The following is a 13,292-nucleotide window of genomic DNA, read 5'->3' on the forward strand; positions in this document are numbered from 1 at the left end:
GGCGCAGGGGGAGTGGAAATGGCAGGGCCCGGCGGAGCCTTGTATTCGAATATATGTTCGAATACTATGGGCGGCATGCACACCCCAATGCGAGGTATCCCAGGAGACGGGCCAGAAGGCATCGAGTCCGGGAGTGCCGGTGTCCTCAAAGCCATGAGTCCGGGAGTGGTGGATTTCCTCTTCCGGCAGATGGTCGCCGGGCGGCCGGCCGAAGATGTCCAGTGGGAACAGGAAGGCATCAGCCTTTCCAGCCAGCCGGAGGGGGCCGAGCTGGCCCGCCGCCTCGCCGAGACTGACATTGAGGCACTGACGCCCCTGGAATTGTTCCATTACGTCAGGGCGGCCCAGCGGCTGGCCTCCTGGGCGGAGGGCCTCCGGCAGGCAGCTGTGGGACGCTACTGCGATTCCCCGCGGGATTAAACCCCGCCGGGGGTTCCCGGTGTCCCGGGAAGGGCAGCGGGCCGGCGCAGAATGCCTGCCGCCAGCCCGGCAGCTGGTTCCGCCGCGCGCCTAGGATGGGAACGTGACCGAGCTGCCATCTGTCTCCACGGAACCTGCCGGGACCCTGACCGTGGCCACCGTCCAGTACGAGGCCGTGGAAGGCGTGGCCGAGAATGTGGGCCAGCATGTGCGCCTCATTGAAGACGCCGAAGCGCACGGTGCCCGGCTGGTCTTGTTCCCGGAGCTGTCGCTGACCGGCTACCGCCTGGACCTGCTGTCCCGGAACGAAACCTGGATCGCTCCCGAAGACGCCCGGCTTGGCCCCATCCGTGAAATCTGCAGGCGGACTGGAATCACGGCCGTGGTCGGCGCCCCCTGCCGGGAGGCGGGCGGTACGCCCCGCCTGGCCTCGCTGGTTCTGCATCCGGACGGCAGTACACAAAGTGCCTTCAAGTCCCATCTTCACGGCCAGGAAAAGGAGCTGTTCGTGCCGGGGGACGGGCCGCACGTCATGGTCCTCGACGGCTGGCGGATTGCCCTCGCGTTGTGCTTTGACGCCGCTTTCCCGGAGCATGCCGGCGCTGCCGCTGCGGGGGGAGCGGACGCCTACTGCATTTCCGCGCTGTACACCCGCGGTGAAGAGCGCAGGCTCGACCTCCACCTTGGGGCACGCGCGATGGACCACCGGATGTTCACCCTGCTGGCCAACCTCGCCGGCAAAACCGCGCTGGGCGACTCGTGCGGGCTGAGCGGAATCTGGAGCCCGGACGGGATGCCGTTGAAGCGTGCTTCAGGAAACCGGACCGAGGTGGTCGCCGGCCTCCTGCAGCGCAGCACCCTCCTGCGCCTCCGGCATGGTGAACGGGCATTCGGAGGCGGGCCGCACGACATTTGACGTGCATCACGCCCGTGGCATTGTCCTAACCAGCGGGGGACAGGGTAACGTTTTTTCCATGGCTGACTCTTCCGCGCACATCCCTGCCCTCGGTACCCTCCTGACCGCCATGGTCACGCCGTTCACCAAGGACGGCGCAGTGGACTACGAGCAGGCGGCTGCGCTGGCCACAAAGCTCGTGGACGACGGCTGCGACGGCCTGGTGGTCACCGGAACCACCGGCGAGACCTCCACCCTCACGGACGAAGAGAACCTCGGCATGTTCCGCGCCGTCAAGGAAGCCGTGGGCGGACGTGCGGCCATCATCGCCGGCACCGGCACCAACGACACAGCGCACTCGGTCCACCTTTCCCAGCAGGCTGCAGCCCTCGGCGTCGACGGACTCCTGCTGGTCACCCCGTACTACAACAAGCCCAGCCAGGCAGGCGTGCGCGCCCACTTCGAAACCATCGCCTCCGCCGTCGACGTCCCGGTGATGCTGTACGACATCCCGGGCCGCTCCTCCATCGCGATCGAGCCGGACACCATGATCCGCCTGGCGCAGCACCCCAACATCGTGGCCGTGAAGGACGCCAAGGCCGACCTCGTCGCCGCCACCCGCGTCATGGCCGAAACCGACCTCCTCTTCTACTCCGGCGACGACGGACTGACCCTGCCCTGGATGGCGCTGGGCGCCGTCGGCCTGGTGGGCGTCACCACGCACGTGGCAACCCGCCGGTTCCGCGAGCTCATCGATGCCGTCAACGCCAACGACCTCGGCACCGCCCGGAAGATCAACTTCGAGCTCCAGCCGGTAGTCCGCGCCACCATGACCCGGGTCCAGGGTGCCGTTGCGGCCAAGCAGATTCTTAAATGGCAGGGAGTCCTGCCCAACTCGATTGTCCGTTTGCCCCTCGTGGAGCCGGACGAAGCCGAGATCGAAACCATCCGCGGGGATTTGGCGGAAGCGGGGCTGGTCTACTCCTGAAGGTGAAGACCGGCACCCTTCCCCTGGAAAGTAGTGCAATATGACCCAAACCGCCCTAACCGGCCTTGTCACCCCTCCCCGCCTGCCTGCCGGCACGCTGCGGATCGTTCCGCTCGGCGGCCTGGGGGAGATCGGCCGGAACATGGCCGTGTTCGAAATCGACGGCAAACTGCTGGTCGTGGACTGCGGCGTCCTCTTTCCGGAGGAGACCCAGCCTGGCGTGGACCTGATCCTCCCCGACTTCTCCTACATTGAGGACCGGCTGGACGATATTGTGGCCGTTGTCCTCACTCACGGCCACGAGGACCACATCGGCGCTGTCCCGTACCTGCTGAAGCGACGGAGCGACATTCCCCTGGTGGGCTCGCAGCTGACCCTCGCCCTGATCGAGGCCAAGCTTCAGGAGCACCGCATCCGGCCTTACACCCTCACGGTGGAGGAAGGCCAGGTGGAGAAATTCGGGCCGTTCGAGTGCGAATTCGTAGCCGTCAACCACTCCATTCCCGATGCCCTGGCCGTGTTCATCCGCACCGCCGGAGGCACCGTCCTGCATACCGGCGACTTCAAGATGGACCAGCTCCCGCTGGACGGCCGCATCACTGACCTGCGGCATTTCGCCAAGCTCGGCGAAGAGGGCGTGGACCTGTTCATGTCCGACTCCACCAATGCGGACATCCCCGGCTTCACCACGGCGGAAAAGGAAATCGGCCCCACGCTGGAACGGCTCTTCGCCCAGGCCAGCAAGCGGATCATCGTGGCCTCCTTCTCCTCCCACGTCCACCGGGTCCAGCAGGTCCTGGATGCGGCGGCGAAGCACAACCGCAAGGTCGCGTTCGTGGGCAGGTCCATGGTGCGGAACATGGCCATTGCGGAGAAGCTCGGCTACCTGGATGTGCCGCCGGGCCTGATTGTTGACATCAAGAACATCGACAACCTGCCGGACAACCGCGTGGTGCTCATGTCCACCGGATCCCAGGGCGAGCCCATGGCTGCCCTGTCCCGGATGGCCAACGGCGACCACCGCGTGGTGGTGGGTGACGGTGACACCGTCATCCTGGCCTCCAGCCTGATTCCGGGGAACGAGAACGCCGTGTTCCGGATCATCAACGGCCTCCTCAAACTGGGCGCCGACGTGATCCACAAGGGCAACGCCAAAGTCCACGTTTCAGGGCATGCCGCGGCGGGTGAGCTGCTGTACTGCTACAACATCCTCGAGCCGCTGAACGCCATGCCCGTGCACGGCGAAACCCGGCACCTGCTGGCCAACGGCAAGATCGCCATCGAGTCCGGCGTCCCGGAAGCCAGCGTCATCCTCGCGGACAACGGCACCGTGGTGGACCTCAAGGACCACCGGGCGGACGTGGTGGGCCAGGTGGAAGTCGGCTTCGTGTACGTCGATGGTTCCAGCGTGGGCGAAATCACCGACGCCGACCTTAAGGACCGGCGGATCCTCGGCGACGAAGGCTTCATCTCCATCATCACCGTGATCCACCGGGCCACGGGCAAGGTGGTGTCCGGGCCGGAAATCCACGCCCGCGGCGTTGCCGAGGACGATTCCGTCTTTGACGACATCATTCCCAAGATCAACGCCGCGCTGGAGGAAGCCGTCCTCAACCACGCCGACCACACCACCCACCAACTCCAGCAGGTGGTCCGCCGGGTGGTGGGCACGTGGGTCAACCGCAAGCTGCGCCGCAAGCCCATGATCATCCCGGTGGTGCTCGAGGCCTGATCGGCCCCGGCACTGTGGCACGGCAGCGCCACTGAACGTGCCCCTCCGAGTTGCTGCCAACAGGGCCCGGTTCAAGGAACCGGGCCCTGTTGCGTCCGCGGCAGGCATGGGCGGCCCGGGCCCTGATATCCCCGGAAAACCGGCCTCGTTCCGGTAGCGTGGCTATTATGGCCACACGTACTACTTCCGCGCGCAGTGGAACAGCCAGGGGCAGCTCCAGCAGTAAATCCGGCAGTTCCACGGGCCGCGGTTCCGGCTCGGCCGCATCCAAGTCCGGCCGCGGTGGATACTCCACCAGCACGGCCCGCACGCGGCAACTCCCCGCCGTCGAACACCACCAGCCCTGGCTGCTGCGGGTGGTGGGGGGCGCCTGGCTCGGCGTGGGCCACCTGGTGGGTGGGGGAGTGCGGCGGATCGGCCACGACGTCAGCGACCTCCCCGCCGAAGAGCGGCGCGACGGCGCAGCCCTGTTCAACCTTGCCCTCGGCGTCTTCATCGCCACCTTTGCCTGGTGGGGGCTGACCGGCTGGTTCCCGGATGCCGTCCATGCCGTGGTCAACGGCACCTTCGGCTGGATGTCCCTGCTGCTCCCGCTGATGCTCTTCGCTTGCGCCTTCAGGCTCTTCCGCCAGCCCACCGACGGCCGCGGCAACAACAGGGTGGGCATTGGCTTCCTCATCATGACCTTCGCCGGCTGCGGGCTTGCCCACATCCTGGGCGGGCAGCCGACGGTGGCGCAGGGTTTCGACGGCCTGCGCCAGGCGGGCGGCATGCTGGGTTTCCTGGCGGCCACCCCGCTGGCAGCCATCCACCAGGCAGTGCCGCTGGTCCTCTACGGGCTCCTGGCATTCGTATCGCTGCTGATCATCACCGCCACGCCTTTCACCGCCATCCCCCGGCGGCTGCGCGGTGCCTACGAGCACCTCATGGGCATCGACCTGATGGACCAGGACCAGCAGGACAAGCACGACCGCAGCTACCTTGAACGCCCGGCGCCGGCTGCGCCCAAGAAGAAGAAACGGCGCCTCTTCGGCAAGGACGAGGAGCCAGACGCCAGCCTCGACGGCTACGTGGGTGACGAAGCGTTCGAACACGCCGTGATCGACGACGACGACGATTCCCCGGCTCCGCGTCCCGCCCCCGGCGTCCGCCGACCCACGCAGGCCGAGATCGCCGTCGAGAAAATCAAGGCCGCCCAGGGCCTGGGTGCGGCCGGCGCTGAAGCTCCCGCGGATGCCACCGAAGCCATCCCGATGATTACCCCGGGTATGGCGGCCGGTGCGGCGGCGGCACCCGCGAACGCTCCCCAGGTTCCCTCCACCCCGGTGGCGCCTGCGCCGCCACCCACCCCGATTCCACAGCGCACGGAACAGTTGTCCTTGGCCGGGGACGTGACGTACACGCTTCCGGCGTCGGACTTCCTGACACCCGGCTCCATTCCCAAGGAGCGCACCGAAGCCAATGACGCCGTCGTGGCAGCCCTCACCGACACCCTCCAGCAGTTCAACGTGGACGCCACCGTCACCGGCTTCAGCCGCGGCCCCACCGTCACCCGCTACGAGATCGAGCTGGCGCCAGGCACCAAGGTGGAGCGGGTCACCGCCCTGTCCAAGAACATCTCCTACGCAGTCGCCTCCAGCGACGTGCGGATCCTGAGCCCGATCCCCGGCAAGTCCGCCATCGGCATCGAGATCCCCAACACGGACCGTGAAACCGTCTCCCTGGGCGACGTCCTCCGCAGCCAGAACGCCCGGCGCACCGACCACCCCATGGTGATGGGCGTGGGCAAGGACGTGGAGGGCGGCTATGTGGTGGCCAACCTCGCGAAAATGCCCCACCTGCTGGTGGCGGGCGCCACCGGTGCCGGCAAGTCGTCCTTCGTGAACTCCATGATCACGTCCATTCTCATGCGGGCCACCCCTGACGAGGTCCGAATGGTGATGGTGGACCCCAAGCGCGTGGAACTGACCGCCTACGAGGGCGTACCCCACCTCATCACCCCCATCATCACCAACCCCAAGAAGGCCGCCGAGGCACTCCAATGGGTGGTGCGCGAGATGGACGCCCGCTACGACGACCTCGCCAACTACGGATTCAAGCACATCGACGACTTCAACAAGGCCGTCCGGGCGGGCAAGGTCCTGCCGCCGCCGGACTCCAAGCGCGTCATCCGGCCCTACCCCTACCTGCTGGTGATCGTGGACGAGCTCGCGGACCTCATGATGGTGGCACCGCGGGACGTGGAAGACTCGATCGTCCGCATCACCCAGCTGGCCCGCGCCGCCGGCATCCACCTGGTCCTGGCCACCCAGCGTCCGTCCGTGGACGTGGTGACCGGCCTCATCAAGGCCAACGTGCCCTCCCGCATGGCCTTCGCAACCTCGTCCGTCACGGACTCCCGCGTGGTGCTGGACCAGCCCGGCGCGGAGAAGCTCATCGGCCAGGGCGACGCGCTCTTCCTGCCCATGGGCGCCTCCAAGGCCATGCGCGTTCAGGGCGCCTGGGTCTCCGAGTCCGAGATCCACAAGGTGGTGGAACACGTCAAGACACAGCTGCAGGCCGTGTACCGCGACGACGTTGCCCCCGAGGCGGAAAAGAAGCAGATCGACGACGACATCGGAGACGACCTCGAGGTGCTGCTGCAGGCCACCGAACTCGTGGTCACCACGCAGTTCGGCTCCACGTCCATGCTCCAGCGCAAGCTCCGGGTCGGTTTCGCCAAGGCGGGCCGCCTCATGGACCTGCTGGAATCCAGGGGAGTGGTGGGCCCGTCTGAGGGCTCCAAGGCCCGCGACGTCCTGGTGAAGCCGGACGACCTCGCCGCAGTGCTGGCGGCCCTGAAGGGACAGGAGACTCCTGCCGCCGCAGACTCCCAGACTGCCGCCCTCAGTGACAACGCCAACGCAAACATAGCCCAGGGCGGCTACGCCGAGGACCTGGTGGCCGCGGACCTGGACCAGCGGAAGCAGAAGGCTGAATATTACGACGGCTCCGATACCGCGCCGGGAGGCTACGGCGATGACGACGACGGGTCCGAAGACGCTTGGTCCCTCACCGGGCGCTAGCCGGGGAATGTAGCCTAGACAAGTGACTAGCACCGATGCAACCGCCGCCGGCCCTGGCCGTGCCGGGGTCTGGAACCTTCCCAACGTCCTGACCATGATCCGCATCGCGCTGGTGCCGTTCTTCGTCTGGTTCCTGGTCGCCGACGCGCCAGGACTCCGCAGCGAGTCCGGGCTGTGGCGCTGGGCGGCGGTGCTGGCGTTCGCCGTCGCGATCTATACAGACAAGCTCGACGGCGACATCGCAAGGAGCCGGAACCTCGTCACCGATTTCGGCAAGATCGCCGATCCCATCGCCGACAAGCTCCTCACCGGCTCGGCGCTGGTCATGCTGTCCCTCCTTGGTGAGCTGCCCTGGTGGGCAACGCTCGTAATCCTGGTCCGGGAGTGGGGGATTACCGGGCTGCGGTTCTTCGTGATCCGCTACGGCGTGATCCCCGCATCGCGCGGGGGCAAGCTCAAGACCGTGGTGCAGACCGCCGCCATCTTCCTCTACCTCCTGCCGCTGGGGGCCTTCGCGCCCTGGCTGGCCTGGGTTGCGTTCGCCGTGATGATGGCGGCCGTGGCCATCACGGTCTGGACCGGCGTCGAGTACGTCGTTCAAGCGCTCCGCCTCCGGTCCCGGGGCAAGAAGCAGGCCCGCGCCAACCTTGGACAGGAAAAGCCATGACCAACCTCCATCACCTCGCGGCGCAGGCAGTCCGGCAGGCACTCGAAGAGGGGCGCACAGTAGCCACTGCGGAATCACTGACCGCAGGCATGGTGACGGCTGTCCTGGCGGATACGCCAGGTGCGTCCGGCATGCTGCAGGGGGGCGTGGTCGCCTACCAGAACTCCGTGAAGGAGTCCGTCCTCAAGGTCCCGTCTGACCTGTTGGCCCGGGCCGGTTCCGTGGACGGGGACGTGGCCCGCGCCATGGCCGAAGGTGCACGGACAGTACTGGACGCGCATGTGGGCCTTGCCACTACCGGTGTTGCGGGGCCGGACGGGCATGACGGGAAGCCGGTGGGCACCGTATACGTGGGGGTGGCCACCGCTGCCGGAACAGCGGCCTTTGAATATTCGTTCGAGGGGAACCGCGCGGAGATCCGCGGACTGGCGTGTGGGGCGGCCCTCGAGCGGCTCCTCGAAGCGCTGTCCGGCTGAGGCGGGGGCGTTCCAAGGCGACCCAGTTCCATGCCATTGGAACAGGCCAAGTTACCGGACGTAAAGTTACGGGGAACAAAAGCCGGTACCGATTAGTTATTACATTGTGTCGCTTCCGAAGAGCGGAGGCGCCTAGGATGAAATGACCACACGGTTCGCTTCAGGGCGGACCGGACCAATGAGGGAGCAAGGCGATACAGATGGTAAAGCAGCCCGTATCCGTAAACGGCGTTGTCCGCTGGAAGGATGTGGGCCTCGCCGATCAGGGTAAGAGCGAACAGAAGGAGCGCAAGATGGTTGTACTTCGTCACGAAATTGGTGATGTCCTGCGCGATGTCCGCCAGCGTCAGGGGCGTACGCTCCGTGAAGTTTCGCACAGCGCCCGTGTCTCCCTTGGATACCTCAGCGAAGTGGAGCGCGGCCAGAAGGAAGCGTCATCGGAATTGTTGTCCTCGATCTGCTCGGCACTGGACGTTCCGTTGTCCAGCATGCTCCGCGAGGTGAGCGATCGCGTTGCAGTGGCCGAAGGCGTCACCGTGCCGGACACCGTTCCGCAGGAATTCTCGCAGCGTTACGGCCGCGACCTTGAGCGCGACCTCGACACTGAACTTAATGGCGAACTTTCCGACGGTCTGCTCTCCGGCGCCCGCTAAGGGCGGCCCCACCCGTTGGTGGGCCTTGGAACGTTGTGAAGCCCCCGGCCACAGGCCGGGGGCTTCCGTCGTTCACGTGCAAACCCATACAGGGGGTTCCGTCAGCCTTCCTGGCCGGCTGCTGCGCCGGGAGCGTCCTTGGGGAAGCCGTCCCGCTCGTACGTCGCGTTCAGCTTGGCCATGTACCGAGCCAGTTCCTCGAGGTCCTGGACCGGCCACTCGCCGAGCCGCTCCCGGAAGACCTGCCGCCGGGCATCCTGCACCTGGTGCATCTTCTCCTCGCCCTTCGGCGTCAGCCGGATTGACTGGGCGCGCCCGTCGAGCGGGTCGGCTTCCTTGGACACCAGGCCGATGCTCTCCAGGAACGCAATCTGCCGGCTCACCGACGGTTTTCCCACTCCGATGCTCATGGCCAGTTCTGTCAGGCGGATAGGGCCCTCGCGGCGGATCACGGTCAGCAGGCCGTAGGCTGCGGGCTCCATGTCCGGGTGCACCTGCCGGGACAACTGGTTGGTGATGGCCCGGCCCCGCCGCCACAGGAGGGTGAGCTGGTGTTCAACGTTGTTCAGCGCAGCATCTGTGGTGGCGTCGGCGCCGTGGTCCGGCAGGGCGTCGGGGGAGTTGCTCATGGCAACAATTCTAAGGTCCGGAGCCGTGAGAGAATTTTCTGATGCGACTCAGTGACTACTGGCGGCTGATGGATGACGAGTTCGGCGCAGGCTACTCCCGCGTGCTGAGCAGCACCCTGGTCCTGGCGGGCGTTGGCGGCAGGACCGCAGACCAGGCACTCGCTGCCGGCATCGAACCGCGCAAGGTATGGCTGGCCGTCTGCGACGTCCAGGACGTTCCTGCCGAACGCCGGCTGGGCCGCGACATCAAGCCGCTGCGGGACTGACTGCTCAGCCTCGGTAACCGCCGGTATTTTCCCCTGACACGCCGCCAAGCTGTTCGAATACCTGTTCGGATAAAGCTATGCTTTTTCGTAACGGGTTATCCACATAGCCGCCATTACCCGGCCGGAATGTCAGTGGGTCCCCCTAGCGTCAGAGATGACCAATAAACGGCCGCGAAGGCCACCATCGAGAAAGCATTAGAGGTGTCAACCATGGCGGCAGCCCCGGATCGTGCAAAAGCGCTGGAAGCAGCGCTGGCCCAGATTGACAAGCAATTCGGCAAGGGCTCGGTCATGCGCCTGGGCGATGAAGTCCGTGCGCCCATCGAAGTGATCCCCACCGGCTCCATCGCCCTGGACGTCGCACTGGGAATCGGCGGACTGCCGCGCGGCCGCGTGATCGAGATCTACGGGCCGGAATCCTCCGGTAAGACCACCGTCGCCCTGCACGCAGTGGCCAACGCCCAGCGCGCCGGCGGCATCGCAGCCTTCATCGACGCCGAGCACGCCCTGGACCCGGACTATGCCGCGAAGCTCGGCGTGGACACCGATGCACTCCTGGTCTCCCAGCCGGACACCGGTGAGCAGGCGCTGGAGATCATGGACATGCTGGTCGGATCCGGCTCGCTGGACGTCATCGTCATCGACTCCGTGGCCGCCCTGGTGCCGCGCGCGGAAATCGAAGGCGACATGGGCGACAGCCACGTCGGCCTGCAGGCCCGGCTCATGAGCCAGGCCCTGCGTAAGATCACCGGCCGGCTGAGCCAGACCAAGACCACCGCCATCTTCATCAACCAGCTGCGTGAAAAGATCGGTGTCTTCTTCGGGTCGCCGGAAACCACCACCGGTGGTAAGGCCCTGAAGTTCTACGCCTCCGTCCGCATTGACGTACGCCGCATCCAGACCCTTAAGGAAGGCGCGGATTCGGTGGGCAACCGGACCAAGGCCAAGATCGTCAAGAACAAGATGGCCCCGCCCTTCAAGGTTGCCGAGTTCGACATCATCTACGGCCAGGGCATTTCCCGCGAGGGCGGCATCATCGACATGGGCGTGGAGCACGGCATCATCAAGAAGTCAGGCTCCTGGTTCACTTACGATGGCGACCAGCTGGGCCAGGGCATGGAGAACTCCCGCCGGTTCCTCCGTGACAACCCGGAGCTGGCAGCCGAACTTGAGCGGCTGATCAAGGAAAAGCTCGGCGTTGGCGTGAAGCCGGCGGAGGCGGAGTCCAAGGACTCCCCGAAACTGAAGGCAGTCGACGGGTTCTAGCAGTTGGCCGGATTTGAACAGGAGCGGCCCCGCAGCAGCGGGGGCCGCCCGGGGCGGGCCCGCCAGGCACCCCCTTCATTGGGGGAGCTGGGCGGGCCCGGCGACCCCCACGCGCCCAATTTCGGCGATCCCGAGCCCGATCCCGTGTCCGTCGCACAGGCCATCGTCTACCGGCAGCTGACAGCCTCTGCCAAGAGCCGGCTTCAACTCGCGCGCAAACTGGCCGAACGGAACATTCCCGAAGACATCGCAGAGGCAGTACTGGACAGGTTCGAGGAAGTCCGGCTCATCGACGACGCCGAATTCGCCGATATGTGGGTCCGCAGCCGTTCCCAGTCCCGGAAACTGGCCAAGGGTGCACTCCGGCGTGAGCTCACTGAGAAGGGCATCGACCAGGACACGGCCACCGCCGCCCTGGAGCAGCTGACGGACGCCGATGAAGAGGCTGCCGCCCGATCCCTGGTGGAGCGGAAGATCCGGCCGGGAACGGACCTGACAGACCGCGCCGAACGCGACAAGGCGGTCCGTCGCCTCGCATCCATGCTTGCCCGCAAGGGCTACCAGCCCTCCCAGGCGTTCCGCATCGTGAACGAGGTCCTCGAAGCCTGCGGAGCTCCGGACCCCGACTAGGGGCCACGAAACCGTACTTGTAACAGCCGGTACCCTTAATAGGTGAGTTTGACCATTCCTTCCTCCTTTTCCGGTGCCCAGCCCTCCGAAGAGGCCGGGCCCCTGCCGCACGACGCCGCGCCCAAGGCACGCACCTACCAGGTGCGCACTTTCGGCTGCCAGATGAACGTGCACGACTCCGAGCGCATGGCGGGCATGCTCGAGGATGCAGGCTATGTTGCTGCTGACGGCGAGCAGGCGGACGTGGTGGTATTCAACACCTGTGCGGTCCGGGAAAACGCCGACAACAGGCTCTACGGCAACCTGGGGATCCTGGCGCCGGTCAAGGCCGCCAATCCCGGCATGCAGATCGCGGTGGGAGGGTGCCTGGCCCAGAAGGACCGCGAAACCATCCTGAAGAAGGCGCCCTGGGTGGACGCCGTCTTCGGAACCCACAACGTCGGCGCCCTGCCCGCGCTGCTGGACCGCGCCCGGCACAACAACGAGGCGCAGCTGGAGATCCTGGAATCCCTGGACGTGTTCCCGTCCACGCTTCCCACCAAGCGCGACTCGGTCTACTCCGGGTGGGTCTCCATCTCCGTGGGCTGCAACAACACATGCACGTTCTGCATCGTCCCGGCTCTTCGCGGCAAGGAGAAGGACCGCCGTCCCGGGGACATCCTCGCGGAGATCCAGGCACTTGTGGACGACGGTGCCATCGAAGTCACGCTGCTGGGCCAGAACGTCAACTCCTACGGCGTGGAATTCGGCGACCGGCAGGCATTCTCCAAGCTCCTGCGCGCCTGCGGCCAGATCGAGGGCCTGGAACGCGTCCGTTTCACCAGCCCCCACCCCGCAGCTTTCACCGACGACGTGATCGATGCCATGGCGGAAACACCCAACGTCATGCCGCAGCTGCACATGCCGCTGCAGTCCGGTTCGGACAGCATCCTCCGGGCCATGAAGCGCTCGTACCGGTCCACGAAGTTCCTGGGCATCCTGGACAAGGTCCGGGAGAAGATCCCACATGCGGCCATCACGACGGACATCATCGTCGGATTTCCGGGCGAAACCGAGGAAGACTTCCAGGCCACCCTGGACGTCGTGGAACAATCGCGGTTCGCCACAGCCTTCACCTTCCAGTACTCCAAACGCCCCGGCACCCCGGCCGCCGACCTGCCCGACCAGCTGCCGAAGGCCGTTGTGCAGGAGCGGTTCGAACGGCTCACCGCGCTGCAGGACCGGATCGCCGCCGAGGAGAACCGCAAGCAGCTGGGCCGCCGCGCAGAAGTGATGGTCACCGCCCAGTCGGGCCGCAAGGCGGAAGAAACCCACCGGCTGTCCGGCCGGTCCCAGGACCAGCGCCTGGTGCATTTTTCCGTTCCGGACGGTGCGCCCGCACCACGCCCGGGAGACCTCGTTACGGTCACCATCACTGAGGCTGCCGCCTTCCACCTGGTCGCGGACCCCACGCTGGAGGACTACAGCCTGCGGCGCTCACGGGCCGGTGACGCCTGGGACAGGTCGCAGGCAGACTCCTGCGGCGCCCCGGCACCCGCTGCGGGCGCCGGCCGCAAGGGCGTCTCCCTGGGCATGCCCTCACTGCCGCTGCGCACTCCCTGACAG

The 13,292-nt window shown here is 66.3% G+C and carries 13 protein-coding genes; 12 read left to right on the plus strand and 1 reads right to left on the minus strand.

What is annotated here, in order from left to right:
* The first annotated feature begins 75 nt into the window (after positions 1–75).
* The 8 genes from AC5RU7_RS06465 to AC5RU7_RS06500 all read left to right on the plus strand — a co-directional run bounded on the left by AC5RU7_RS06465 (position 76) and on the right by AC5RU7_RS06500 (position 8,896).
* Positions 76–420, plus strand: a complete 345-nt coding sequence (locus AC5RU7_RS06465; protein WP_494051573.1) for a hypothetical protein — start codon at positions 76–78, stop codon at positions 418–420.
* A gap of 103 nt (positions 421–523) precedes the next feature.
* A complete protein-coding gene (locus AC5RU7_RS06470; protein ID WP_494051574.1) occupies positions 524–1,336 on the plus strand; it encodes a carbon-nitrogen hydrolase family protein in 813 nt (270 codons plus the stop codon).
* Positions 1,337–1,394: 58 nt separating this feature from the next.
* The gene (gene dapA / locus AC5RU7_RS06475) at positions 1,395–2,303 is read left to right on the plus strand and encodes a 4-hydroxy-tetrahydrodipicolinate synthase (protein WP_494010426.1); all 909 of its coding nucleotides are present in this window, start codon (positions 1,395–1,397) and stop codon (positions 2,301–2,303) included.
* A 40-nt stretch (positions 2,304–2,343) separates the two neighbouring features.
* A complete protein-coding gene (locus AC5RU7_RS06480; protein WP_494010425.1) occupies positions 2,344–4,035 on the plus strand; it encodes a ribonuclease J in 1,692 nt (563 codons plus the stop codon).
* 167 nt (positions 4,036–4,202) lie between these two features.
* Complete coding sequence (locus AC5RU7_RS06485; protein ID WP_494051575.1) at positions 4,203–7,100, plus strand: FtsK/SpoIIIE family DNA translocase; 2,898 nt, start codon at positions 4,203–4,205, stop codon at positions 7,098–7,100.
* Between the two features lie 22 nt (positions 7,101–7,122).
* Positions 7,123–7,767 (plus strand): CDP-diacylglycerol--glycerol-3-phosphate 3-phosphatidyltransferase, encoded by a 645-nt coding sequence (gene pgsA / locus AC5RU7_RS06490; protein WP_494051576.1) that lies wholly within the window; start codon positions 7,123–7,125, stop codon positions 7,765–7,767.
* A complete protein-coding gene (locus AC5RU7_RS06495) occupies positions 7,764–8,243 on the plus strand; it encodes a CinA family protein (protein WP_494051577.1) in 480 nt (159 codons plus the stop codon). Before pgsA ends, AC5RU7_RS06495 begins: the two co-directional genes overlap by 4 nt.
* 200 nt (positions 8,244–8,443) lie before the next feature.
* A complete protein-coding gene (locus tag AC5RU7_RS06500) occupies positions 8,444–8,896 on the plus strand; it encodes a helix-turn-helix domain-containing protein (RefSeq protein WP_494010421.1) in 453 nt (150 codons plus the stop codon).
* A 101-nt stretch (positions 8,897–8,997) separates the two neighbouring features.
* On the opposite strand, the gene AC5RU7_RS06505 is transcribed toward AC5RU7_RS06500, so the two are convergent.
* Positions 8,998–9,525, minus strand: a complete 528-nt coding sequence (locus AC5RU7_RS06505; protein WP_494010420.1) for a MarR family winged helix-turn-helix transcriptional regulator — start codon at positions 9,523–9,525, stop codon at positions 8,998–9,000.
* Positions 9,526–9,566: 41 nt separating this feature from the next.
* Between AC5RU7_RS06505 and AC5RU7_RS06510 the strand changes: the two genes are divergently transcribed.
* The 4 genes from AC5RU7_RS06510 to miaB all read left to right on the plus strand — a co-directional run bounded on the left by AC5RU7_RS06510 (position 9,567) and on the right by miaB (position 13,289).
* Positions 9,567–9,791 (plus strand): DUF3046 domain-containing protein, encoded by a 225-nt coding sequence (locus tag AC5RU7_RS06510; RefSeq protein WP_009358653.1) that lies wholly within the window; start codon positions 9,567–9,569, stop codon positions 9,789–9,791.
* 210 nt (positions 9,792–10,001) lie between these two features.
* Positions 10,002–11,057, plus strand: a complete 1,056-nt coding sequence (gene recA, locus AC5RU7_RS06515) for a recombinase RecA (protein WP_494051578.1) — start codon at positions 10,002–10,004, stop codon at positions 11,055–11,057.
* Between the two features lie 144 nt (positions 11,058–11,201).
* On the plus strand, positions 11,202–11,687 hold the full coding sequence (locus tag AC5RU7_RS06520) for a regulatory protein RecX (RefSeq protein ID WP_494051624.1): 486 nt from the start codon (positions 11,202–11,204) through the stop codon (positions 11,685–11,687).
* A 42-nt stretch (positions 11,688–11,729) separates the two neighbouring features.
* On the plus strand, positions 11,730–13,289 hold the full coding sequence (gene miaB / locus AC5RU7_RS06525) for a tRNA (N6-isopentenyl adenosine(37)-C2)-methylthiotransferase MiaB (RefSeq protein ID WP_494051579.1): 1,560 nt from the start codon (positions 11,730–11,732) through the stop codon (positions 13,287–13,289).
* The last annotated feature ends 3 nt before the right edge of the window (positions 13,290–13,292 follow it).

It is taken from the genome of Arthrobacter sp. K410C, assembly GCF_059090105.1.